The following is a 24,312-nucleotide window of genomic DNA, read 5'->3' as shown; positions in this document are numbered from 1 at the left end:
TTCGGCGGTATGTCGCAGATGTGAGGGGTTCATGGTTTTCCGGCATTTTCGCCGGTTTGCTGGTCGTCGCGGGCCTCGTCGGCCCGGGGCGGGTCGCGGCGGCTCCGCCAGGCCCGCAGGTTGTCGGCGAGCTTCCGCTCGGCGGTTCGGCCTATCGGATCGATGTCTACTCGCCGTCGATGGACCGCGTGGTGAGCAATCGGGTGCTGAAGGCCGCGGGCGGGCCCGCGCCGACGCTGTACCTGCTCGCCGGGGTCGGCGGCGGCGAGGACGGCATCTCGTGGTGGGACGATACCGATGTCGCCGCGTTCTTCGCCGACAAGCACGTCAATGTCGTCATGCCCATCGGCGGGGCCTACAGCATGTACACCGACTGGGTGTCCGACGATCCGAGGATCGGACGGGCCCGCTGGCAGACCTATCTCACCGCCGAACTGCCCGCGGCTCTCGATCCGCGACTCGGCGCGACCGGCCGCAACGGGATCGCCGGTGTGTCTATGAGTGCCGGTTCGGCGATCGACCTGGCCATTCAGGTACCGGATCGCTACCGCGCGGTGGCCGCGTACAGCGGATGTCCGTGGTCCACCGATCCGTCCGGAATCGCTCTGGTCGCCGCGCAATTGGTGCGCGGCGCCGCGAATCCGGTGAATATGTGGGGTGTGCCGGGCGGGGACGGATGGCGCGCGCACGACGCGTTCGCCCGAGCGGGAGAGCTGACCGGCAAGACCGTCTACCTGTCCTCGGCCTCCGGCCGACCGGGCCCCATCGATGCGGGCGGTTTGCCGTTCCCGCCGGTCGAGGCGATCGCCGATTCCTGCACGGGGGCGTTCGCGGGTCGGCTCGCGGCGCTCGGGGTGCCCGCCGTGCACGTGGCGCGGCCGCAGGGTTCGCACACCTGGGGGCAGTTCCAGACCGATCTGCACGACTCGTGGCTGTATCTGGCCGGTGCGCTCGGCGCCTGACCCGGGTCCCTATCGGTCCGCCGCGCACTGTTCGCGCAGGAAGGGCAGCAGGTGGTCGGCCACGGCCCGCGGGTCATCGATGAAGCACCAGTGACCGAGTCCGTGCAGCACCTCGATGCGACTGTCCGGCCAGATCATCGACTGGAGGTGCGCGTGCCGGGCGGGCAGCCACGGGTCCGCGCCGCCCCAGAGCACGAGCGCGGGTACCGCGGTGGGAATGGTCGCCAGTGATTCGGTGAGCATGGCCTCGGGATCACGCGCGGCCCGGTAGAGGGCGAGCACCGTTTCGCGGGTGTGGGCGTCGTAGTTGTCGTAGACGCTGTCGATGTAGTCGAGCGGCAGGCGCGGATTCGCGCGGCGCAGCAGCCACCGCATACCCCACCGATTGGTGAGGCGCTGGGTGAGTTCGCCCAGGATCGGCGTCTGCCAGATACGCGCGTAGACGTGCCAGCGGTACTCGTGCATGGCGCCCGCGTTGATCATGGTCAGGAAGGCGAGCCGGTCGGGGTGGGCGGCGGCCCAGGCCAGGCCCCACGGCACGCCGAAGTCGTGGCCGACGAGGTGCACCCGGTCGATGCCGAGTCCGTCCATGGTGCGCGACAGATAGGTGCGGTAGTCGCCCTCGACACGGTGGTCGAAGCCCGTGAAGGTGCGCGCGGACCCGAACCCGGGCATGTCGAAGGCGACCGCCCGAGCGAATTCGCCGGTGCGCCACAGGAATTCCCGCCAGTCCTCGGCGCTGCCCGGCGAACCGTGCAGGAACACCACCGCTTCGGTGGCCGACGGGTCGCCGGATTGCAGTACCGCCGCACTGACCTCGTGGGCGCGCATCTGTCCCGCGGTGATGCTCGCCATCGGCCACGCCTCCGAAATCCCGTCGGGCCCAGCGCCGTTCGCTGGTGATGACACCGCCGCCCGCCTCGATCCCCCTCCCGCGACCGGAGGGCGGCCTCATCACGAGTGAGCGTATCGACCGGGTGCGCGGGCCGACATCGTGCCGGAAACGGGTTCGGTCTCCACCCACGGTCGGAGGTGGGCTACGTCCACGGGCGGGGGCATACGTGGCATTCCCCCGGGACGATTCGGCGGGTCCGGGGGAATGCGCGCGCTCAGGCCCGTAGGAAGGCGAGCAGATCCTTGTTGAAGCGCTCCTTGTAGCCGGGAACCATCGCGATGCCGTGCGGGCCGCCCTCGTAGACCGTCAGGGTCGCGTCGGGGATGAGCCGGGCCGCTTTGCGGCCGGTGGCGTCGATGGGCACGATCTGGTCGTCGTCGCCGTGCACCACCAGGGTCGGTACGTCGAATTTCTTGAGATCGTCGGTGAAATCGGTGTAGGCGAAGGCGTCGACGCAGCGCACGCCCGCTTGGAGGGATTCCTGCATCGCCATGAACCAGAAAGCGTCGCGATTGCCCTGGGTGGCCTTGGCGCCGGGCCGGTTGGCGCCGAAGAATCCCTCGGAGGTGTCGCGCCAGAACTGTGACCGTTCGGCGAGGATGCCGTCCTTGATGCGGGTGAACACCTCGTCGGGCACGCCCTCGGGATTGTTCTCGGTCCTGACCATCAGCGGCGGTATCGCCGAGAGCAGCACGGCCGAGCGGACCCGTTCGGTGCCGTGGCGGCCGATGTAGCGGGCGAGTTCGCCGCCGCCCATGGAATGCGCCACCAGGGTCGCGTCGCGGATGTCCAGGCCTGTCAGCAGATCGTTGAGATCGTCGGCGAAGGTGTCGAAGTCGTAGCCGTTCCACGGTTGGGTCGAGCGGCCGTGCCCGCGCCGGTCGTGGGCGATGCCGCGAAAGCCGTTGTCGGCCACGCATTTCATCTGGTCGTCCCAGGCGTCGGCATTGAGCGGCCAGCCGTGGACGAAGACCACCGGCCGCCCCGAACCCCAGTCCTTGTAATAGATGTCGACCCCGTCACGCGTCGTACCCACAGGCATGGAACCGATTCCTTCCCTGTCGTGCGGCCCGCCGACCGGAGCGGTCTCCGGCCGTGCCTACGAGACGCCCAGTCAACGATAGTGAGCCGGTTACGGGGGTGGCTATTTCACTCAGCAAAGATTCCGTTACTTTTGTGCGGCTTCCGGCGGCGGCCGGGTCCGTAGCCGCGCGGTGATGGCCTTGACGTGACCGACGTCATCGCGGCAGACTACCGACCCAACCGGATACTACTGTCCGGTAAGGCGTCCCGCGCCATCGATCGCGCGGACGTCGGCACGGCCGATCCCTTTTCACGAAAGCCTGGTTATGCCATCAATTACGCGCCGGTCACTGCTGACCGGGGCCGCCGCGGCGGGTGTTCTGCTGGTAAGTGCGCGCACCACCGGCCCGACCAACGGTGTCGCGGCTCGCGTCGACAGCGTCCCTCTCACGCGCGAGGATCATCGCGTCGTGATCATCGGATCGGGATTCGGCGGCGGTGTCACCGCGCTGCGGCTGGCCGAGGCGGGGGTGCCGGTCCTTGTGCTCGAACGCGGTATGCGCTGGGCGACGGGGCCGAACGCGGACACCTTCCCTCGCTCGTCCGCACTGGACAAGCGCCTGCTGTGGTACAAGTCCAGCCCGAACGTCTTCGGCACCCCGCTGATCTTCGACCGCTACACCGGACTCATCGAGGCCATTCCCGGCGAGAACATGACCACCCTGTGCGCCGCGGGCGTCGGCGGTGGCTCGCTGGTCTATCAGGGCATGTCCCTGCAACCGAACGAAGCGGTGTTCAACACCCATTTCCCGCAGGAACTCGACTGGGCGACCATGAACCGGGTGCACTACCCGCGGGTGTCGCGCATGCTGGGTCTGGCGGTGGCGCCCGACGAACTCGTCGCGAGTCCGCAGTACGCCGCGGCCCGCGTCTTCGCCGACCACGTCCGGGCGGCCGGGCTCCCGTTGGAGAAGATCCCCATGCCCATCGACTGGAATTACGCGCTCGCCGAACTGCGCGGTGAGATGAAGGCGTCCTACACCAACGGCGACGGCGCGATGGGCGTCAACAACGGCGGCAAGCATTCGGTGGACGTCACCTATATCGCGGCGGCCGAGGCCACCGGACGGGTGAAGGTCGAGACCCTGCACGAGGTCACCGATGTCGGGCGGGCGGCCGACGGCAAGTGGACAGTCGAGGTCCAGGTCATCGCCACCACCGGCGCGGTGGTGGCGAACAAGATCATCACCGCGGGCACGCTGGTGATGGCCGCGGGCACCATGAACACCACCCGTCTGCTCATGCGTGCCTCCGCGAAGGGACTCATCCCGGATCTGCCCGACGAGCTGGGCCGGAACTGGGGCTCCAACGCCGACCGGATCTACATCTGGAACAACCCCGCCGCCGGCTTCGGCGCCGAACAGGGCGGCCCGGTGGTGTACGGCAGCAAGAACTGGGCAGGCGACCCGTTCGCGGCGCACACCGTCATCCAGGCGTCCATTCCGCCATTGCAGGTGGACCCGGGCAGCACCATGATGGTCGGCTACGGCGTGAGCACCGGTCGCGGCCGGTTCCACTACGACTCGGCCACCGAGGACGCGGTGCTGCACTGGCCGTTCGAGGGCGACCACGACATCCAGGAAAAGCACATCGGCCCGACCGCGCACAAGATCGCCGGACCGGGCAGCACCCTGATCGACACCAACGCGCTGTTCCCGTCGACCTGGCACCCGCTCGGCGGCGCGAGCATGGGCACGGTCTGCGATCTCGACGGCCGTGTCCTCGGCCAGCGCGGCCTCTATGTCCTCGACGGCGCGCTCATGCCCGGCAACACCGCCGCGTGCAACCCGTCGATGACGATCGCCGCGGTCGCCGAACGGGCGCTGGACAACCTGGTCCGCCAGGACGTCGGCTCGGTGATCTGACCGTATCTCGATCGCGGCGTGGGACGTCGCGGATCGGCCCGGCACGGGATCGGGGTGATCCGCGACGAGAGGCGGGGGCGACCGCTCTGCTACAGTCGCCCCGTGTCTTCGAGTGCCGTGCCGCTGGTCCGCCATGAATTGGCGTTGATCGCTGTCGGTAACCTCGCGGTCGCCGACATTCTCTGTCGCTGATCGGTCCCCGGGCACGTCTGCGCCCTTCTGCCCCGTAGACTGGCGTGCACTTTTCCGCAGACCTGTCCGTCCCACGGCCCCGTCCGGGTCCAGTCGCGCCACTGCCGTATTCCCCGGTAGGTCTACCCGACATGTCTCTTTGTCCCGTCGCGGGCAGGTTCGCCGGTGACGATCCGCAGGAAAGGTCCACCCCGTATGTCTCGCACATCATGGCTCACCCAGCGCCGCCGCTATGCCGCCGCCGCGCTCACCGCGCTCGCGGCGGTAGCCCTCACCGCATGCGGTGGTGGAGCCAGTGACACCGTGGGCGGCGACGTAGCCGACGGCAGCGGCGGCACGCTGAACCTGTACGCCTACGCGGTGCCCAAGCCGGGCTTCGACAAGGTCGTCCCCGAATTCAACAAGACCGACGCGGGCAAGGGCGTCGTGGTCAACGGCTCCTACGGCGCTTCCGGTGATCAGTCCCGCAAGGTCAAGGACGGCGCCGAGGCCGATGTGGTGAACTTCTCGGTCGAACCCGACATCACCCGTCTGGTCGACGCGGGTCTGGTGGACGTGGACTGGAATGCCGACGCCAACAAGGGCATTCCGTTCGGTTCGGTCGTCGTCATCGTGACCAGGCCCGGCAACCCCAAGGGCATCAAGGACTGGGACGACCTGCTCGCGCCCGGCGTCGAGGTGGTCACCCCGAATCCGTTCAGTTCGGGTTCGGCCAAGTGGAATCTGCTCGCCCCGTACGCGGTCAAGTCCGAGGGTGGCGCCAACCCGCAGGCCGGTCTGGACTACCTGAGCAGGCTGATCTCGTCCGAACACATCAAGGTGCAGCCGAAGTCGGGCCGCGAAGCCACCGAGACCTTCCTCCAGGGCACCGGTGACGTGCTGCTGAGCTACGAGAACGAGGCGCTGTTCGCCGAACGCAACGGCGACAAGATCGAGCACACCGTCCCGCCGCAGACCTTCAAGATCGAGAATCCGGTCGCGGTGCTGAAGAACAGCAAGAACCCGGAGAAGGCCGTCGCCTTCCGTGACTTCCTGTTCACCCCGGCCGGTCAGCGCGCCTGGGCGCAGGCGGGCTTCCGTCCGGTCGACCCCGCGGTCGCGGCGGATTTCGCCAAGGACTTCCCGACGCCGCGGAAGTTGTGGACCATCGGCGACCTGGGCGGCTGGAAGAAGGTCGACAAGGAACTGTTCGCCCCCGACACCGGCTCCGTCGCGGTGATCTACGACAAGGCCACCAAGTAGTACCGGCCCTGACCGGGCCGGATCCGATGGCGTTCGTCCCCGCTCCGTCGCGGGGCGGGGGCGGCGCCGTCACCGAACACGGGATACTGGACGACTGTGAGTGAGAGCAGCACCGACGAGACCGAGCGCGCGTCCGCTCCCGTCGGCGTCGAGAAACTCGAGAAGATCGATCGAAACGAAGCCGGACAATCGGCGACACCGGGCGATTGCGCCCCGGTCGATGTCTCGCCCCCCGTTCGCGGCCGCCCGCGGCTGCCGTCCTGGCTCCAGGTGAGCGGTTCGGTGGGGCCGCTCGGCATTGCGACGACGGTGTTGTGGCTCAGCGTCATCGTGCTGCTGCCACTGGCCGCGCTGACCGTGACCGCCTTCGACGACGGCTGGTCCGGGTTTTGGGACGCGGTGACCGCCCCCGCCGCCCTGGACTCGCTGCGCATCACGGTATTCGTGTCGGTGGTGGTGGCGCTGGTGAATGTGGTGATGGGCACACTGGTCGCCTGGGTGCTGGTCCGCGACGAATTCCCGGGCAAAGGCATCGTCAACGCGCTGATCGATCTGCCCTTCGCGCTTCCGACCATCGTCGCCAGCATCGTGCTGCTGTCGTTGTACGGCCCGCAGAGCCCGGTCGACATACACCTCAATGCCACCCAGCCCGGCCTCGTGGTGGCACTGGCCTTCGTCACGCTGCCGTTCGTGGTGCGCTCGGTGCAGCCGGTGCTCATCGAGGCCGACAAGGAGGTGGAACAGGCCGCGGTCTCGCTCGGCGCCGACAACTGGACCACGTTCCGGCGCATCGTGCTGCCCACGCTGACCCCCGCCATCATCAGCGGCGGCGGCCTGGCCTTCGCCCGCGCGATCGGCGAGTACGGATCGGTGGTGCTGATCGGCGGCGCGATTCCGCGCAAGACCGAGATGGCCTCGCAGTACATCCAGAAGCAGATCGAGATCGACCGGCCGGTCAACGCCGCCGCGGTCTCGGTCGCGCTGCTCGCGATCGCCTTCGTCACCCTGCTCACATTGCGCCTGCTCGCCGATCGCAGCGCGCGCAAGGAAGAGGCGAGTCGATGAAAGTGTCCGCGCTCACGCGCATCTCGTTGCGCACCCTCGCCCTTGCCTACCTGTTCGTCCTGCTCGTCCTGCCGCTGATCATCATCCTGTGGCGGACCTTCGAGAACGGCTTCGTGGCCTTCTTCGAATCCATCACGACGCCGGCGGCCATCTCGGCCTTCCAGCTGTCGGTGCTCATCGTCGCGATCGTCGTGCCGGTGAACGTGGTGTTCGGCATCGTCACCGCGCTCGCGCTGGTGCGCGGCAAGTTCCCCGGCCGTAATCTGGTGCAGGGCATCGTGGATCTGCCGTTCGCGATCTCGCCGGTCGTGGTCGGCGTCGCGCTGATCCTGCTGTGGGGTGCGGGCGGCTGGTTCGGCGGACTCGAGGACCTCGGCTTCAAGGTGATCTTCAACCTGCCGGGCATGGTGATCGCCACAATTCTCGTGACGTTGCCGTTCGTCGTGCGCGAGGTGGAACCCGTGCTGCACGAGATCGGCGACGATCAGGAACAGGCGGCGGCCACACTCGGCGCCTCGGGTTGGCAGACCTTCTGGCGGATAACGCTGCCCGCGATCCGCTGGGGCCTGACCTACGGCGTGGTGCTGACCGTGGCGCGCGCGCTCGGTGAATTCGGCGCGGTGATCATGGTCTCCTCCGCGCTGCCCGGCCGGTCGCTGACGCTTACCCTGCTGGTGCACGGCCGCTACATCAACGACCACAACACCTTCGGCGCGTACTCGGCCGCCACGCTGCTGATGGCGATGGCGCTGGTCGTCCTTGTTCTCATGACCCTCCTCGAACGCAAGCGGGCCGCAAAATGATTACCGTGACCAACGCGAAGAAGAACTACGGTTCCTTCGCCGCCCTCGACGACGTCTCCCTCGAGATTCCCTCCGGCGAGCTGACCGCGCTGCTCGGCCCGTCCGGTTCGGGCAAGTCCACCCTGCTGCGTTCCATCGCGGGGCTGGAGTCGCTGGATTCCGGCGTGGTGGTGATCGCCGACCGCGATGTCACCAGGGTGCCGCCGCAGAAGCGCGATATCGGCTTCGTCTTCCAGCACTACGCGGCGTTCAAACATATGACGGTGCGCGACAATGTCGCCTTTGGGCTGAAGATCCGCAAGCGACCGAAGGCCGAGATCGCCAAGCGGGTCGACGAATTGCTCGGCATCGTCGGACTCGACGGGTTCCAGCATCGCTATCCCGCGCAGCTGTCCGGCGGTCAGCGTCAGCGCATGGCGCTGGCGCGCGCGCTCGCGGTGGACCCGCAGGTGCTGCTGCTGGACGAGCCCTTCGGCGCGCTCGACGCCAAGGTCCGCGCCGATCTGCGCACCTGGCTGCGTCGCCTGCACGAGGAGGTCCACGTGACGACCGTGCTGGTGACCCACGACCAGGAGGAGGCGCTCGACGTCGCCGACCGGATCGCGGTCATGAACAAGGGCCGCATCGAACAGGTCGGCAGTCCGGCGGACGTCTACGACCGTCCGGCCAACGAATTCGTCATGTCCTTTCTCGGCGATGTCGCCCGGCTCAATGGACATCTGGTGCGCCCGCACGATATTCGGGTCGGCCGCGACTCGAGTATGGCGCTGGCCGAGCACGAGGGCACCGCGGAGTCGGCGGGGGTGACCCGCGCGACCGTCGAGCGCGTCGTGCGCCTCGGTTTCGAGGTGCGCGTCGAATTGCGCAACGGCGCCACCGGCGATCTGTTCGCGGCGCAGGTCACGCGCGGCGACGCGGAGGCGCTGAAGCTGTCCGAGGGCGAGACCGTGTACGCCCGAGCCACTCGCATCCCGGAGTTGCCCGCACGGTAGCGCCGAGTCATGGCCGAGGCGGCAAACTTCTAGCGGTCGTCGGGTGAAAAATTCACCGGCCGAGCGAAATTGGTTCACAGTGCCACTGCTTATGCTTAATTGGCTGGTCAGGGTCGTATAGAGCGGTGGATTGGACCGCCGCTCGGCGTCTTTCGGGTGCGGCGGTCTGCGGACAACCGCGTGTCCGGTGGTTGGCATAGCGATCGCGCGATGGTTGCCTGTGCACGTTCGAAGCAACTCGGCACGGCGATCAGGTGGATTGCGATGGCGGTTGGTCTCGGTCTCAGCATCGGCACGGTGAACACGGTTTCGGCGGTAGCGGAGGAGGATTCGGCCAAGCGGCCGTCGAGACGGCGCCGCGATAGTCGCGCACCCGCCATGACCCGGCGGACCACACTCACCTTCGACAGCACCGGCTCGGCCCGGTTGGGTCTGATACCCCGGCACGGTCGCGCGGTCACCGAGTTCGCCGATCTCGGCCGCCGTGGGGCCACCTGCGCCCGCGTGCGCAATCGCGCGCTGACGCCCGCTGATCTGGTCGCGCTGGTGGCCGACTGTCTGATCAGCGAGATCCGATGCGAGCGCGGATTGTCCGACGCCGGTATCGCGCTCACCCATCCCGCCGGTTACTCCGAGGATCAGGTGCACGCGCTGCGCACGGCGCTGGACGGTATCGGCCATGACGGTGTCGCCCTGATCGCCGAACCGGTCGCCGCCGCGACCTGGCTGGAGTCCGAACGCGGGCCGCTCGGCCCGGGGCTCGCGCTGGTCTACGACCTGGGCGGGGCCAGCCTCGACGTGACGCTGGTGCGGGTCGGCGCCGGTCGGCCGCACGACCCGATCGTCGGGACGTCGCTGCGGTCGGAGGAATACGGCGGCCGTGCCTTCGGCGCGATGGCGGCCCGGCGGGCGGCGGAGGGGGCCGATCCCGACGCCTTGCGCGCCGGGCACGTGCGCGCCTCGCTGGAGGTCGTGTACCGCTGTCTGCGTACCGCCGACGTGACCATGGCCGATGTCGGCTGCGTCCTGGTGGTCGGCGGGGCGGCGAGGCCCGCCGAGGTGGCGCGGGTGCTCGGCGCGGAGCTGGCGCGTCCGGTGGTGATCGCCGCCGATCCCGAACGCACCGTCGCCGACGGCGCGGCGATCATGGCGCGCCGCCGGGCCGCGGCCGCCGAACAGGAGCGGCGGCCGCGGGAACCGCGTCTGCGGCGCAGGTTGACCAGGGTGGCGGCGGCGGCGGGCATGTCCGCGGTCGGGGTGGGTATCGCGGTCGGTGTGCCCGCCGACGCGGTCATCACCGCATTCGGTATCGGTTAGTTCGGCGCGAAACGGCGACCTGGGCCGATGCCCGGTCGCCACCCCCGCTTCGGATGCCGGGTTGACGTGACTCCTCGTTGGTGTAACCATTGGGTACAGATAATTGGTCCCCGAGGAGAGGCAGTGACGACGATGTCGACAGCCGTGACGCCCGCCATCGACCCCGATCTGGCCAAGGCGCGGGAGTACGCCGCCAAGCTGCTGCTGCTGTCGGAGGGCTCGGTCAATCGGCACTTCGACCCGTTCGAGGACATCGATTGGGACAACCCCGATTTCGATCCCGACGCCGGTCCGCAGCGCTGGATCCTGCCCGTGTCCGGTGATTCGCTCGGCCGCCATCCCTGGTATCAGGCGCTGCCCGAGGAGCGCAAGATCGCCATCGGCAAATACCGCCAAGCCAATGTCGCCAAGGTCGGTCTCCAGTTCGAATCCATCCTGATCAGCGGCATGGCCACGCACAACTTCGGCCTGCCCAACGGTTCGCCCGAGTTCCGGTACTGCTCCCACGAGATGATCGAGGAGCACAACCACACCCTGATGTTCCAGGAGATGGTCAACCGCATCGGACTCGACGTGCCCGGTATGGGTCCGCTGGTCTCGAAGTTCAAATACCTGGCCGCGCCGGTCGCGGCGAAGTTCCCGAACCTGTTCTTCATGGCCGTGCTCGCGGGCGAGGAGCCCATCGACCACATCCAGAAGGCGATCCTGCGCTCCGGCGAAGAGGTGCACCCCATCATGCGCGGCGTGATGGCCATCCACGTCGCCGAGGAGGCGCGCCACATCTCCTTCGCCCACGAATTCCTCGAGCAGCACGTGCCCGAGCAGAACGCGGCGAACAAGTTGGTGCTCTCCATCGCCATGCCGATCGTCATGTGGATTCTCGGGCGCTCGATCTACACCCCGCCGCGGTCGTTCTGGCAGGAATTCGACATTCCTGCCGATGTCCGCAAGGAGCTGTTCTATGGCAGCGAAGCGGCGAAGCGGGAATTCGCCGACTTCTTCGGCGATGTGCGCGCGCTCGCCGAGAAGACCGGGCTCATGAACCCCGTCGCCCGCCGCGTGTGGAAGATGCTCGGGATCGACGGACCCGCCACCAGGTACCGGTCGCAGCCGTTGCGCGGCAAGACCGCCTGAGCGGCGGATCGAGAATGCCCTACGTCGTCACCCAATCCTGCTGTAGCGACGCCTCCTGCGTCTACGCCTGTCCGGTCAATTGCATCCATCCCACGCCCGACGAACCCGATTTCGGCACCGCAGAGATGCTCTACGTGGATCCGGCCGCCTGTGTGGACTGCGGGGCGTGCGCCACGGCATGTCCCGTGGACGCCATCACCTCCACGAAGAAGCTGACCGCGAAAGAGTTGCCGTTCATCGAGATCAACGCCGATTTCTACCGGGAACCGCGGTCGCGTCCACTGCTGGCCCGGCCCGTTCCCGCGCCGGAGATCCACACCGGGCGCGAACCGCTGCGGGTGGCGATCGTCGGCTCGGGTCCTTCGGCCATGTACGCCGCCGACGAATTGCTGACCCAGCCGAAGGTCTCGGTGACGGTCCTCGACCGGCTGAGCGTGCCCTACGGTCTTGCCCGCTTCGGCGTGGCCCCCGACCACGGGCGCACCCGGCAGGTCAGCGAGCTCTTCGACGTGATCTCGGCGCAGCCGGGCTTCGGTTCGTACCTGAATGTCGAAGTGGGCCGCGATATCTCGCACGCCGATCTGCTCGACCACTTCCACGCGGTGATCTACGCCGTCGGCGCGTCCTCGGACCGCAAACTCGACATACCGGGCGCGGGACTGCCGGGCAATGTCTCCGCCACCGACTTCGTGGCCTGGTACAACGGCCACCCGGATCATGCCGCGGACGCCTTCGAACTGTCGCACCGGCGCGCGGTCGTGGTCGGCAACGGCAATGTCGCTCTCGATGTGGCGCGCATCCTCACCGCCGATACGGAATCGCTCGCCTGCACCGATATCGCGCCGTACGCGCTGACCGCGCTGCGCGAGAGCGCCATCGAGGAGGTCGTGATCCTCGGGCGGCGAGGTCCGGCCGAATCCGCCTTCACCGTGCCGGAATTCGTGGGTCTGCTCGGCGCGGACGTGGATATCGCGGTCGAGGGCGAGATACCCGAACCCGAGGCTGCGATGCCCTACCGAGTGGAGCAGAAGCTGAAACTGCTGCGCGCGGTGCGCACTCGGCCCTTCGGTGCGCGCAGGCGGATCGTGTTCCGCTACCTGAGCTCGCCTGTCGCGGTGTTCGGCGCGGACGCGGTGTCGGGTGTCGAGGTCGTGCGCAACGAACTCGTCATCGATGCCGACGGTCGCGTGACGGCGGTCGCGACCGGTGACACCGAGCGGATCGAGGCCGGACTCGTGCTCACCTCGGTGGGATACCACGGTGTGCCGCTGCCCGGTCTGCCGTTCGACGACCGGGCCGGTGTCATCCCGAATCTGGACGGGCGGGTGCTGGACGGCCCCGGCGGTGCGGCGCTGCCCGGCAGCTATGTCACCGGTTGGATCAAGCGCGGACCCACCGGGTTCATCGGCACCAACAAGTCCTGTGCGCAGCAGACCGTGCGCCTGCTCGCCGAGGACTTCAACGCCGGTCGGCTGCGCGAACCCGTCGGCAGTGCCGCCGATTTCGACCGACTGGTGCGCGGGCGACGGCCGCAGGTCCGCGCGGGCGGCGCCGCGTCGCCGCCGGACGGCGGACTGCGCCGCCTACTCACCCGCGTCTGACGGTCCCGACGCGGCGGCGTCGCCGGTGCGAAATACGCGCCATCGGCAATGCATTGGTTACCGACTGGTCGGTGTGCGCCGACTGCCGTGCGCGGGACGGTCTCGAGATGTTCTGCGGCCCCGCCTATTCGGCGTCACGGATCGCTGATAAGTAGCGGAATCGGATCTCGCGCAGCGATTCTGCGGCGTGTCGGTACGAAGAGTCGGTTATCCGGCGACCGTCTCACCTGGGCTTTTCCGATGAAGGCGCTGTCTTCGGCGCTTTTCATATCAATTCCCTATCCCGATCTGTCGAATAACAGCTAACCTGTGTCCGCTGTTTGGAAGACGACCGCGGCCACCGAGCTCCACCGTGTGCTGGGCGTGGTCACGGTGCGTTGACGGGATGGCGATGACTACAGGTCTGGGTTTAAGCATTGGTTCGGTGAACTCCGTATCCGCGGCGGTGACCGACGCGCGGCTACGTCCGTCCGTGCGGACGCGGCGCACCGCGCTGACCTACGGTGACGGCCGCGGATTCGATCTCGCCGGAACCGAATTCGCGGATCTGAGTCGCGACCCGGCACCGGTCGAGGCGGGCGGGCGGATCTATTCGCCGGCCAATCTCGTCGCGTCGGTGGCGGCCGGGCTGGTTCAGGGCGCCGGGCCCGCGGCCGGCGCGGTGGCCACCTATCCGGCGGTGTACTCCGACAAACAGGTCGCCCTGCTGCGTCAGGCGCTCGACCTCTCCGGTTCGCGCGAGGTCCTGCTGGTGCCCGAACCCGTCGCCGCGGCGGAATGGCTCGAGTTCGAACAGGGTCCGCTCGATCCCGGATTCGTCCTGGTCTACGATCTCGGCGCGACCAGCCTCGACGTCGCCGTCGTGCGGGTCGGACCCGACTGGACCGATCATCCCGTGGTCGGGAAGCCGTTGCGCTCCTACGAATTCGGCGGCAGGCCACTGGGATCGCTCATCGCGCGCTATGCCCGCGCCGCGACACCCGACGGCATGGTCGCCTCGCTGCCCGCCCGCGATATCGAGGATCTGCGGGTCGCGCACATCAGGAAATCCTTCGGGCTCGTCCGAGCCTGTGTGCGTTCCAGCGGGCGCGCCTTCGCCGATATCGACCACATCCTGGTGGTCGGCGGCGCGGCCCGGCCCGCCGAGGTCTCCTACACCCTCACCGAATTGGGCAGGCCGGTCGTCATGTCGGCCGATCCCGGCCAGTGCTGCGCGGCGGGTGCGGCGCATTTCGCCGCGCGCGTCTTCGCTCCCGCCGAGACCACGGCCAAGGCGCCGCGAGTGGCGGTGTTCTCCAGCGCCGCGGTGGCTTCGGCGCTGGCCATGTCGGCGGCGACGGTCTTCGGCGGGTCCGTGCAGCAGGGCTCGTCGCCGATTCTGGAAATCCTGCCCGGTACCGACGTACTCACCGACACGCTGCTCTACGATCCGCGCGGCGACACCACCTTCGACCGCCTGATCCGCGATGGCGTTCCGCTGGCACTGGAACGGACCGTCGCGGCGGTGCGCCCCGTCCACCGCGGCTACGGACAAACCCTCGCCTCGACGACCCGCAACGCGTTGATGGGTCCCACCATCGAGGAATCGGGCGGCTCCCGCCTCGACCCGCACGCCACCTCGCTGGGAAACGGCATGCTGTACGGCGATCCCGCGAACTTCGTGAACCCGATACCCTTCAAAATTCCCGCACCTCGGATTGATTTACCCGACGACGAGGACTCCCCGCACCACCCGCGCTCGGCCGAGCCCCACGACAAGCAGATCCCCGAGGTCTCGTTGCCTCCCTCCCGGACCACCTCGGAGTCCGGCGGCACCGCCGCACCGAGCGATATCGCGGGACACGGCTCGCAGGCACCGGGCAGCGGACACGACCACGGCGGCTCGGGCGCATCGGAGGGCGCCGCGTCCTCGGGCGGCGCATCCACATCCACCGACGACGGCGACACCTCCCCGGGCGCTTCGGGGGGATCGGGCGGCGGCGGTTCGGATGGCGGCGGTTCGGATGGCGGCTACGGCGGCGGTGCGTCCTCGGGCGGCGGTGACGCGGGAGCCGCTGGCTCCGGCGACGGTGGCAGCACTGGCGGTTCGGCCGCTTCGGGTGGATCCGCTTCGGGCGGCGCGGGTTCCGGCGGTCCCGCCGGCGGCGGGGCATCGGGTGGCGGCGCATCCGGGGGCGGCGCATCGAATGGCGGCGCATCCGGTGGCGGACATTCACACGGCAACCCGTCCGGCGGCGCGGGCGGAATGGGCGGCAAACTCGGTGGCGGTGGCGGTGGCGGTGTGGGTGGCGGGGGCAAGATCGGCGGCGGGGGTATGGGCGGCCTCGGCGGCGGTGGGGGTATGGGCGGAGGCATGGGCGGCGCGCGCGGCAAGTGAACCGCCCCTGTCGAATTCGACCGAGTCGCGAGGGTTCCGTATCTCGATTCCGGTGGATGGGCGCGGTGCGCGCGGCGGCCGGGCGGCCCGCTGACGCGGTGCGGGATCGATTCCCGTATCGATGACGACGTCACAGTTCGCACTGCACAATGAGCGGATGGATGTTCTCGGGGGAGGGCCTCGCCTCATCGCGCTGGATGTGGACGGAACCTTGCTCGAGACCGGTTCGCCGATCAGTGCGCGCGTGGTCGACGCGGTCGGTGCGGCGGTCGCGGCGGGGGCGCACGTGGTGGTGACGACCGGGCGGACCCTGCTGACCACCCGTCCGGTGCTCGCGGAATTGGGACTCGTGGACGGTCACGCACTGTGTTCGAACGGCGCGGTCCACATCGATGTGGCGCGCGGCGAACCCGTCGCGGTACAGGCGTTCGATCCCCGGCCTGCGGTCGCGGCACTGCGAAAGTTGTTCCCGGAGATGATCTTCGCGGTGGAGAAGGTTGGCATCGGCACCTGGGCGACCGGGACGAGTCCGGGGGATTATCCGATCGGCGAATACGAGTTGGTCGATCACGAGGCATTGAGCAGTGAGCCGACGCCGCGGCTGAACGGCTGGTGGCCCGACGGGTCTCTCGAGGACATGGTGAGCCTGTTGGGGACCTTCGAGGTGCCGGACGCGAGTTGGGAACACGGCGAATTCGGTCCGTGGCTGACGGTTTCGCGCCGCGGCGTCAGCAAGGGTTGGGCACTCGAGCGGCTGCGCACCGCGCTCGACGTGCCGCGCACCGCAACCCTCGCCATCGGCGACGGCTACAACGACCGGGAAATGCTGCGGTGGGCGGCGCATTCGGTGGCGATGGGCAACGCGCCCGCCGAAATCCGGGACATGGCCGACGAAGTCGCCGACGATGTGCTCGACGACGGCGCGGCCAAGGTCCTGGAACGCTGGTTTCCGCGCTGAGCGGCTACACCGCGCCGGTCTTCGCGACCACCTCGAGGTAGTGCGGATTGGTCATGATGCCGAGGATGTTGCCGAACGGGTCGATCACCGACGCCGTGACGAATCCCTCGCCGTCACCGTGGGCGGTGATGGGCTGATATTCGGTCGCGCCCATGGCCAGCAGGCGCGCGAAGGTGGCGTCGAGATCATCGACGTGCCAGTACACGATGCCACCCGCGCCCGGTGCGTTGCGGGCCGACGGCGGCGCGTAGGCGCGGTTGACGATGCCGAGTTCGTCGAGGTGGTCCCCGATACGGAATTCGATGTACCCGCCCGGCACGCGGTAGTAGGGCTCGATACCGAGCAGGTCGCCGTACCAGTTCTCGGCCGCCGCCAGGTCGTCGGCGTAATAGGTCGTGGTGGCCATGCCGCGCAACATGTGGTTCTCCCTTTGTCGAATGCGGTGCCGGGTCGTTCCGGCCGCGTCTCCGGATTCGCAGTCGAAGTGCTCACCTTATGAGCACTTTTACGGGCGGGCGGGCGAACACAGCGAGCGCCTGGTCGATCCGTGGGGCCTGGTCGACAAGGACGGCATCTGGTATCTCGTCGCGGGCACCGAGCGCGGCGAACGCACCTTCCGGGTCGACCGCATCACCGAGGCCACCGACACCGACGAGACCGCGCACCGCCCGGCCGATTTCGATCTCTCCTCGGCGTGGGACCAGGTGGTCGACGCGATGGAACAACGCAGATCCATGACCGCCGCAACGGTTCTCATAGCTCCCGAGCTTCTCCCCGTCCTGCGCGACCAGCAGGGCAGACACTGCGAAGTCGAAGGTCCCGTCCCCGACGGCCGCACCCGAGTCCGCGTCACTGCCCCCACGCCGCGCATGATCGCCCAGCAACTGGCGGGCTGGGGCGCCGAAATCGAGGTCGTGGCGCCGCGCTCCGTCCGCGACGAACTCACCCGTATAGGCGCCGAACTCGTCGACCGGTACGCCCGCGACCCGGCTCGGCTTCGCGAGCGCGGCCACCGTCCGGCCGATGCCGTACCCGTCGCTGATCCCGGTGCTCTCGAGCGACGAGAACCGTGACCGCGCCGCGGTGTTCATTCTCGGCGCGGTCACGGCGAGCGTGCGTCAGCCTGCGGGCAACAGACCGCTGAGGGCGCGCACGACCTCGGTGGTGACCACCGCGTGTCCGCTGGTGGTGAAGTGGATGAGGTCCTCGCTCATGAGATCCGGGCGCAGCCGCAGCGGATGGTTCCAGAATTCCACCAGCAGAACGCCGTAGCGTGCGGAGAGTTCGCCGACGATGCCGTTGAGAATGGCCATGCGATCGCGCAGCGAGCGCATGGGCGCCATGCGCTCGGTCTCCCACACATCGGCGATGGTGAAGGCGAATATCTGTGCGCCGCAGGCGTGTACGGCGGCGAACAGGGTGTCGAGCCGTTCGGCGAGCGAGTCGAGTCCGTCGGGCAGGAACAGGTCGTTGCCGCCGCAGCCGATGTGCACCAGGTCGGGGCGGAACTCGAGTACGGCCTCGAGTTGCCGGTCGATCACCTGCTCGACGGTCGCGCCTACGCGGCCGGTGTTCAGGTAGGCCAGATCGGGGCGCACCGAGGTGAGGATTTCCGCGAGTCGGTCCGACCAGCCCACGGCGCGATAGCCGGGACTCGGGTCGCCGACGCCGAGGGCGAGGGAATCGCCGATGACCGCGAATCGCCGCCAGGGGGCGCCCTCGAGGAGTTCTCGCGCCGTGTCATCGGCGATCAGCATCGGATCGTCGGCCTCGGTGCGAATTGCGATGTCGGACATGGTCACTCCTGACCGGACGCGGGCGGCCCGGCGGGCACGGCGACGACGATCGCGGCCAGTACCGCGACGACGCCGCAGAGGGCGAATACGGTGTGGAACGCGGTGAGCGGTGCGGCCGGATGCGCGGCGAACACGGCCGCGAACGCCGCGACGCCCAGTGCGCCACCGACCTGACGCGCGGTCAGGTTCATGCCGACACCCGCGGCGAACTGCGCGGGCGGGACCGCGTCGGCCGCCGCCGCGCCGAGGACGGTCACCACGATGCCCGCGCCGCCGCCGCCGAGCAGCCCGCACGGCACCCATACGGTCCACAGGGCCGGATCGGCTCCGAGCGCGTCGGTGCTCATCCACAGCACCGAGGCCGCGAACATCGCCGCGCCGAGCACCCCGACCAGACGCCTGCGCACCGGGTCGGTGACCCGCCCCGCCGCGATGGCGGTGATCATCGAGGCGACCGCGCCCACGGTGAGCGCGGCGGCCGAACCGAGCACCGAATAGCCCCAGACGGCGTCGAGGAACAGCGGTCCCGACAGCAGCCACGCGAACATGGCCGCGCCGAACACGAAGGAGGCCGCGTTCGCCAGCGCGTACGGCCTGCTCCGCCAGAGCGTCACGGCGATGGCGGGGTCGCGGTGGCGGGCCGATCGCGCCAGGGCGGCGGCCACAAGGACCGCGCCGCCGATGAGTGCCGTCAGCGTGATCGGCGCGTCCCAGCCCCAGCGCTGACCTTCGGTCACGCCCGCGACCAGTCCGCCCAGGCCGAGCGCCACCGCGACCGTGCCGAGCGGATCGGGCAGCGCGCCGCGCGATCCGTGCGCCGCACCGGTCGGCAGCCGCAGACCGGGCAGGATGAGCGCGAGCGCGATGGGCACATTGATGACGAAGACCGAGCGCCAGCCGAATGCCTCGACCAGCGCGCCGCCGATGGCGGGACCGACCACGGCGGCGAATCCGCCCGCGGCCGACCAGGCACCGAAGGCCGCGGCGATCCGTTCGCGCGGCGTTGTCCCGAGGACGAGTCCGAGGGCGGCGGGCACCATGAGGGCCGCGGTCGCGCCTTGCAGGATGCGGCCCGCGATGAGCCAGCCCGCGGTGGGAGCCAGCGCGCACAGCAGCGAAGTCGACGCGAATCCGGCCAGGGCGGAAAGGAATACGCGGCGGCGGCCGAGGGTGTCGGCGAGTCTGCCCGCGGGGGTGAGAAAGGCCGCGAAGGCGACGGCATAGCCGCTGACGACCCAGGTGAGCGTCGCGGGCGGGGTGCCGGGATAGTCGCGGGCCATCGAGGGGAAGGCGATATTGACCACCGACAGGTCGAGGAAGGCGATGAAGGCGGCGCCGCAGGCGATGAGCAGGGTTTTGCGCGCCGCGGCCGCCGTCGGCGGTGCGGGCGCGCGGGTGGACAGTTCGGTCATGGGAGTTGCCCTTCGTGAAAAACAAGTACGACCGTTCGTTCAATAACGTACGACCGGTCGTTCGTATTATCAAGAAGTCGGTGGCAGAATGTGGCCATGAGTGAGACGACTACCCCGGCGGAATCACCCATCCCCGATCAGCGGTTGGTCAAGGGCGCGCGGGCGCGGGCTTCCATCGCGCGGCACGCCGCCGACGTGGCCTCGGTGGAGGGTCTCAACGGCGTCAGTATCGGACGGCTCGCCGCCGATCTCGGCCTCAGCAAGAGCGGTATCGCCACCCTCTTCGGCAGCAAGCAGGCACTGCAACTGGCCGCGATCCGTGCCGCACGCGAGGTCTTCGTGGAAAAGGTGATCGCCCCGAGCCTCGCCGTCCCCCGCGGTCGCGCCCGGCTGCGCGCCCTGGTCGACCGCTGGTTCGCCCACGTCACCGCGCCGACGTTCCCCGGCGGCTGCTTCCGCGTCGCCACCTTGGCCGAATTCGCCAGTCGACCCGGCCCCGTCCGCGACGCCATAGCCGCCGACCACGACGACTGGCTGCGCTTCCTCGCCGAGGAGATCCGCAAGGCCCAAGACCTCGGCGAACTACCCCCGGGCGACCCCGCGGTCACGGCCTTCGAACTCGAAGCCGTGGTCAGCGCCGCGAACACGGCCCATCAACTCGACTCGGCCGCCAAGGTCGCCACCGCCCGCGCCATTGCCTACCGACTGCTCGGCGGTGACGAGGAATAGGCTGCGGCGAGGAGCGGGCTGCGGCGAGAGGTGGGCTGCGGCGAGGAGCGGGCTGCGGCGAGGAGCGGGCTGCGGCGAGGAGCGGGCTGCGGCGAGAGGTGGGCTGCGATAAAAGGCGTAAGGCGGGGCGGTGGATCAGGCCGTGCGGGTGACGATGTCGGTGCGGGCGGCGTCGTAACGGTCCAAGACGATGTCGGTGAGGGCCGGATGCGGACCGATGACCTCGGCGTGGGGCAGTGCGGGTGCGACCGTGTGGAGCCGGTCGGTGAGCAGGCCGGGGGCGAGGAACCAGGTGCCGACCACGACACGGTCGATTCCCCGTGCGCGGAGCCGGTCGTGCGCCCGGTCGACAGTGGGTTCGGCCGTGGCGAAACAGATTTCGGTATTCCACCCGGTGAGTTCGGCCAACCGATCGGCGACCGCGGCGGTGCGGGCGTTGGCCTCGGAGCGCGACGAGCCGACCGCGGCGACGATCACGCCCAGCCGGTCGGCGGATGCGCGAAGATGGCGCGCCGACGTGTGTTCATCGGGCACGCGGGCCGCGACCCTGTCGCGCAGCGCGGCGATGAGGCGCGGATCGGGACCGAGGATTTCGGCCTGGGTCAGGCGCAGCCGGGGGTGGCGGGCACGGGCCGCGTCCAGCAGACCCGGCAGATCGATACGGGCGTGGAATGCGCTGCCCAGCAGCAGCGGCACGACGACGGCGTGCCGGTGACCGCGCGCCGCTACGACATCGACGACCCGCTCGACCGAGGGCGCGCACAGATCGAGGAAGGCCAGGTGGACGTCGAGATCGGGCCGGGCGGCGGCGATCTCGGCCACGACCGCCGTCATCGTCGCCGCCGATCTCGGGTCGCGGCTGCCGTGCGCCACCGCGATCAGGGCGGCGCGCCCCGTCGCGGGGGTCGACAGCGGCGCGCGGCCGATCCGAGTCGGCATCCGATCAGGCTCCGGTGCCGACCTCGACCGCGCTGAGCGCGTCGCCGACCAGACCCGCGGCCAGGGTGTTACCGCCCGCCGGATCGATGAGCAGGAAGCTGCCGGTGTGCCGGTTGACCCGGTAGTCGTCGGCCGCGACCGGTTCGGCGACCCGCACCGAGATGCGCCCGATATCGTTGAGTTCCAACGATTGCGGATTCGGCTCGGCCGCCAGGCGCTGTTCGTCGAAACGCTCGAGCAGCGCGCCGACAATGGCCTGGGTGGTCTTGGTGCCGTGTTTGAGCAGCAGCCGGGCGCCCGGCCGCAGCGGCTTGTCGCCGAGCCAGCACACGGTGGCGTCGAAGGATTCGAGGGTTTCGGGCGCGTCGGCGACCGAGGCGATGAGATCGCCGCGCGAGATGTCGACATCGTCGGCCAGTATCAGCGTGACACTGCGACCGGTCTGGGCGACCGCGAGCTCCCCGTCGGGGGTGTCGATACGTTCGATCGTGGTGCGGATACCCGAGGGCAGCACGACGACCTCGTCACCGGGCGCGACCGAACCCGCGGCGATCTGCCCGGCGTATCCGCGATAGTCCGGGTATTCGGCGGTCCGCGGCCGGATCACGTACTGCACCGGGAAACGCAGGCCGAGGGTGTGGGCGCCGGTGCTGTCTGCGTCGACCGGCACCGATTCCAGATGTTCGATCAGCGAGGGACCGTCGTAGTATGGGGTGTCGCTCGACCGCGAGGCGACATTGTCGCCGTGCAGCGCCGATACCGGAATCTCCAGCACGTCACCGGCCGACCAGCCGAGAGCGGTGGTGAGCGTGCCGAATTCGGCGGAGATGGCCGCGAACACCTCGGCCGGGTCGTCGACCAGATCGATCTTGTTCACCGCGAGCACCAGTTTGGGCACGCCGAGCAGCGCCAGCACCGCGGCGTGGCGGCGGGTCTGCTCGACGACGCCCTTGCGCGCGTCGACGAGCAGGATCACCAGCTGCGCGGTGGACGCGCCGGAGACGGTGTTGCGGGTGTACTGCACGTGCCCGGGGGTGTCCGCGAGCACGAAGGTCCGCTTGGGCGTTGCGAAGTAGCGGTAGGCGACATCGATGGTGATGCCCTGCTCGCGCTCGGCGCGCAGCCCGTCGACGAGCAACGACAGATCCGGGGTGGCCAGACCCTTGTCGACCGACGCGCGGGTCACGGCGTCGATCTGGTCGGCCAGCACGGACTTCGTGTCGTAGAGCAGCCGTCCGACCAGGGTGGACTTGCCGTCGTCGACAGAACCGGCGGTGGCCAGCCTCAATAGGTCGGACATATCAGAAATAACCCTCTCTCTTACGGTCTTCCATCGCGGCCTCCGACACCCGGTCGTCGCCGCGGGTTGCGCCGCGTTCGGTCAGCCGCGACGCGGCCACCTCGGCCAGAATCGCCTCGTTGTCGCGCGCCTCGGACAGGATCGCGCCGGTCGAGGACCCGTCGCCGACGGTGCGATAACGCACCGAACGGGTCTCGAGCGTCTCGCCCTCGGTCGGGCCGCCCCAGACGCCCGGCGTCATCCACATGCCGTCGCGCTGATAGACCGCGCGCTCGTGTGCGTAGTAGATGGTGGCCAGATCGATGTCCTCGCGCGCGATATAGCGCCAGATATCGAGTTCGGTCCAGTTGCTCAGCGGGAACACCCGCACGTGCTCGCCCGGAGCGTGCCTGCCGTTGTACAGGTTCCACAGCTCGGGACGCTGCCGCTTGGGGTCCCACTGTCCGAAGGCGTTGCGCAGCGAGAAGATTCGCTCCTTGGCGCGGGAACGCTCCTCGTCGCGGCGGCCGCCGCCGAAGACGGCGTCGAACCGGTTCTCCGAGATCGCGTCCAGCAGCGGAACAGTCTGCAACGGATTGCGGATACCGTCGGGACGCTCGGTGAGCCGCCCGTCGGCCAGGTAGTCCTCGACCTTGGCGACGTAGAGCCGCAGACCGTACTCGGCGACGACCTTGTCGCGGAACTCGAGCACCTCGGGCAGGTTGTGCCCGGTGTCGACGTGCAGCAGCGCGAAGGGCAGCGGCGCGGGCCAGAATGCCTTGAGCGCCAAGTGCAGCAGCACCGTGGAGTCCTTGCCGCCGGAGAACAGGATCACCGGACGTTCGAACTCCCCGGCCACCTCGCGGAAGACGTGGATGGATTCGGATTCGAGCGCGGCGAGGGTATCGAACTCCGAGATACCCAGCGCGCGTTCACTGATGGATTTGGTCATGATTGGTGTAACCCGCATTCGGTCTTGGCGAGGCCGGCCCAACGGCCGCTTCGCGGATCGGAACCCGGCTCCGGCTTCCGCGTGCACGGAGCGCAGCCGATGGACGGATATCCCTCCTCCACCAGAGGATTGACGAGAATGCCGTGCTGTTGGATGTAGCTGTGCATCTCGTCGTCGGACCAGGGGGCGATCGGATTGACCTTCACCAGTCCGAAGCCTTCGTCATAGGAGATCAGCGGGGCGGTGGCCCTGGTCGGGGCCTCCACCCGGCGGATACCGGTCACCCAGGCGTTGTAGCCGGCGAGCGACCGCTTCAGCGGGACCACCTTGCGCAGGCGGCAGCACTCGCCCGCGTCACGGGCGAACAGATCCTTGCCGAGCAGGCGATCCTGTTCGGCCACGGAATGTTCCGGCGCGACATCGACGACCTTCACCCCGTAGACGGCCTCCACCGCGTCGCGGGTGCCGATGGTCTCGGCGAAGTGGTAGCCGGTGTCGAGGAACAGCACCTCCACCCCGGACCGGACCTGTGCCGCCAGATGCACCAGCACCCCGTCCTGCATATTCGAGGCGACGATGTACGCGGTGCCGAAGGTCCGCTCGGTCCACTCCAGCAACTCGACGGCGGAGGCGTGCGGTCCGAGTTCGGCGGCGCCGCGTTCGGCGATGTCGCGCAGCTCGTCCTCGGACAGCTTTTCCGCGAGTTTCGTTGTCACAAT

General features: G+C 69.0%; 23 protein-coding genes. 14 read left to right on the top strand and 9 right to left on the bottom strand.

From position 1 onward, the window contains the following. Positions 1 to 56: 56 nt before the first annotated feature. Positions 57 to 962 (top strand): alpha/beta hydrolase, encoded by a 906-nt coding sequence (locus APZ21_RS12735; RefSeq protein WP_239476600.1) that lies wholly within the window; start codon positions 57 to 59, stop codon positions 960 to 962. 9 nt (positions 963 to 971) lie between these two features. Here APZ21_RS12735 and APZ21_RS12730 read toward each other — a convergent pair whose 3' ends face one another. After that, positions 972 to 1,817, bottom strand: coding sequence for an alpha/beta fold hydrolase (locus APZ21_RS12730; protein ID WP_054813490.1), 846 nt, complete (start codon positions 1,815 to 1,817; stop codon positions 972 to 974). A gap of 254 nt (positions 1,818 to 2,071) precedes the next feature. Next, a complete protein-coding gene (locus APZ21_RS12725; protein WP_054813489.1) occupies positions 2,072 to 2,899 on the bottom strand; it encodes an alpha/beta fold hydrolase in 828 nt (275 codons plus the stop codon). A gap of 307 nt (positions 2,900 to 3,206) precedes the next feature. Between APZ21_RS12725 and APZ21_RS12720 the strand changes: the two genes are divergently transcribed. The 11 genes from APZ21_RS12720 (at position 3,207) to APZ21_RS12675 (ending at position 16,486) form a co-directional block, all read left to right on the top strand. Further along, a complete protein-coding gene (locus tag APZ21_RS12720; RefSeq protein ID WP_054813488.1) occupies positions 3,207 to 4,805 on the top strand; it encodes a GMC oxidoreductase in 1,599 nt (532 codons plus the stop codon). Positions 4,806 to 4,907: 102 nt separating this feature from the next. Beyond that, the gene (locus tag APZ21_RS36185) at positions 4,908 to 4,997 is read left to right on the top strand and encodes an Ms4533A family Cys-rich leader peptide (protein WP_332873269.1); all 90 of its coding nucleotides are present in this window, start codon (positions 4,908 to 4,910) and stop codon (positions 4,995 to 4,997) included. A gap of 195 nt (positions 4,998 to 5,192) precedes the next feature. After that, positions 5,193 to 6,239 (top strand): sulfate ABC transporter substrate-binding protein, encoded by a 1,047-nt coding sequence (locus tag APZ21_RS12715; RefSeq protein WP_054813487.1) that lies wholly within the window; start codon positions 5,193 to 5,195, stop codon positions 6,237 to 6,239. Positions 6,240 to 6,491: 252 nt separating this feature from the next. Continuing rightward, on the top strand, positions 6,492 to 7,304 hold the full coding sequence (gene cysT / locus APZ21_RS12710; protein ID WP_054813625.1) for a sulfate ABC transporter permease subunit CysT: 813 nt from the start codon (positions 6,492 to 6,494) through the stop codon (positions 7,302 to 7,304). Then, the gene (gene cysW, locus APZ21_RS12705) at positions 7,301 to 8,107 is read left to right on the top strand and encodes a sulfate ABC transporter permease subunit CysW (RefSeq protein ID WP_054813486.1); all 807 of its coding nucleotides are present in this window, start codon (positions 7,301 to 7,303) and stop codon (positions 8,105 to 8,107) included. The genes cysT and cysW overlap by 4 nt, the downstream gene beginning before the upstream one ends. Continuing rightward, a complete protein-coding gene (locus APZ21_RS12700) occupies positions 8,104 to 9,099 on the top strand; it encodes a sulfate/molybdate ABC transporter ATP-binding protein (protein ID WP_054813485.1) in 996 nt (331 codons plus the stop codon). The genes cysW and APZ21_RS12700 overlap by 4 nt, the downstream gene beginning before the upstream one ends. A gap of 264 nt (positions 9,100 to 9,363) precedes the next feature. Continuing rightward, on the top strand, positions 9,364 to 10,416 hold the full coding sequence (locus APZ21_RS12695; RefSeq protein ID WP_054813484.1) for an Hsp70 family protein: 1,053 nt from the start codon (positions 9,364 to 9,366) through the stop codon (positions 10,414 to 10,416). A gap of 132 nt (positions 10,417 to 10,548) precedes the next feature. Next, positions 10,549 to 11,550, top strand: coding sequence for an AurF N-oxygenase family protein (locus tag APZ21_RS12690; protein ID WP_054813483.1), 1,002 nt, complete (start codon positions 10,549 to 10,551; stop codon positions 11,548 to 11,550). Between the two features lie 14 nt (positions 11,551 to 11,564). Continuing rightward, positions 11,565 to 13,151, top strand: a complete 1,587-nt coding sequence (locus APZ21_RS12685; RefSeq protein ID WP_054813482.1) for an FAD-dependent oxidoreductase — start codon at positions 11,565 to 11,567, stop codon at positions 13,149 to 13,151. A gap of 424 nt (positions 13,152 to 13,575) precedes the next feature. After that, positions 13,576 to 15,528, top strand: a complete 1,953-nt coding sequence (locus tag APZ21_RS33975) for an Hsp70 family protein (RefSeq protein WP_156371040.1) — start codon at positions 13,576 to 13,578, stop codon at positions 15,526 to 15,528. 157 nt (positions 15,529 to 15,685) lie between these two features. After that, a complete protein-coding gene (locus APZ21_RS12675; RefSeq protein ID WP_054813624.1) occupies positions 15,686 to 16,486 on the top strand; it encodes an HAD family hydrolase in 801 nt (266 codons plus the stop codon). A 4-nt stretch (positions 16,487 to 16,490) separates the two neighbouring features. On the opposite strand, the gene APZ21_RS12670 is transcribed toward APZ21_RS12675, so the two are convergent. Further along, positions 16,491 to 16,904 (bottom strand): VOC family protein, encoded by a 414-nt coding sequence (locus APZ21_RS12670; protein ID WP_054813480.1) that lies wholly within the window; start codon positions 16,902 to 16,904, stop codon positions 16,491 to 16,493. Between APZ21_RS12670 and APZ21_RS12665 the strand changes: the two genes are divergently transcribed. Then, positions 16,891 to 17,559: a helix-turn-helix transcriptional regulator gene (locus tag APZ21_RS12665; protein WP_082393048.1), complete on the top strand. Its 669-nt coding sequence runs from the start codon at positions 16,891 to 16,893 to the stop codon at positions 17,557 to 17,559. The two genes, APZ21_RS12670 and APZ21_RS12665, sit on opposite strands and share 14 nt — an antisense overlap. A gap of 45 nt (positions 17,560 to 17,604) precedes the next feature. Here the strand turns inward: APZ21_RS12665 and APZ21_RS12660 are convergent, their stop codons facing one another. Continuing rightward, positions 17,605 to 18,282 carry an SGNH/GDSL hydrolase family protein gene (locus APZ21_RS12660; RefSeq protein WP_239476599.1) on the bottom strand — a complete coding sequence of 226 codons (678 nt, stop codon included), beginning with the start codon at positions 18,280 to 18,282 and terminating at the stop codon, positions 17,605 to 17,607. A 2-nt stretch (positions 18,283 to 18,284) separates the two neighbouring features. After that, positions 18,285 to 19,694 carry an MFS transporter gene (locus APZ21_RS12655; protein ID WP_054813479.1) on the bottom strand — a complete coding sequence of 470 codons (1,410 nt, stop codon included), beginning with the start codon at positions 19,692 to 19,694 and terminating at the stop codon, positions 18,285 to 18,287. 96 nt (positions 19,695 to 19,790) lie between these two features. Between APZ21_RS12655 and APZ21_RS12650 the strand changes: the two genes are divergently transcribed. Then, positions 19,791 to 20,423, top strand: a complete 633-nt coding sequence (locus APZ21_RS12650; protein WP_054813478.1) for a TetR/AcrR family transcriptional regulator — start codon at positions 19,791 to 19,793, stop codon at positions 20,421 to 20,423. A 135-nt stretch (positions 20,424 to 20,558) separates the two neighbouring features. Here APZ21_RS12650 and APZ21_RS12645 read toward each other — a convergent pair whose 3' ends face one another. Genes APZ21_RS12645 through APZ21_RS12630 form a run of 4 tightly spaced genes read right to left on the bottom strand, consistent with a single transcriptional unit; the run spans position 20,559 to position 24,309 of the window. Beyond that, on the bottom strand, positions 20,559 to 21,362 hold the full coding sequence (locus APZ21_RS12645) for a sirohydrochlorin chelatase (protein WP_054813477.1): 804 nt from the start codon (positions 21,360 to 21,362) through the stop codon (positions 20,559 to 20,561). Between the two features lie 4 nt (positions 21,363 to 21,366). Next, positions 21,367 to 22,662, bottom strand: coding sequence for a sulfate adenylyltransferase subunit 1 (locus tag APZ21_RS12640; protein WP_054813476.1), 1,296 nt, complete (start codon positions 22,660 to 22,662; stop codon positions 21,367 to 21,369). 1 nt (position 22,663) lies between these two features. Beyond that, on the bottom strand, positions 22,664 to 23,593 hold the full coding sequence (gene cysD / locus APZ21_RS12635) for a sulfate adenylyltransferase subunit CysD (protein ID WP_054813475.1): 930 nt from the start codon (positions 23,591 to 23,593) through the stop codon (positions 22,664 to 22,666). Next, positions 23,590 to 24,309, bottom strand: a complete 720-nt coding sequence (locus APZ21_RS12630) for a phosphoadenylyl-sulfate reductase (RefSeq protein WP_054813474.1) — start codon at positions 24,307 to 24,309, stop codon at positions 23,590 to 23,592. Before APZ21_RS12630 ends, cysD begins: the two co-directional genes overlap by 4 nt. Positions 24,310 to 24,312 lie beyond the last annotated feature (3 nt).

The sequence above is a fragment of the Nocardia arizonensis genome, from assembly GCF_001310275.1.
In the GTDB taxonomy this organism is placed as follows: Bacteria; Actinomycetota; Actinomycetes; order Mycobacteriales; family Mycobacteriaceae; genus Nocardia; species Nocardia arizonensis.
Note: the sequence above shows the minus strand (reverse complement) of the source record. Positions and strands in the feature narration are given on the sequence as shown.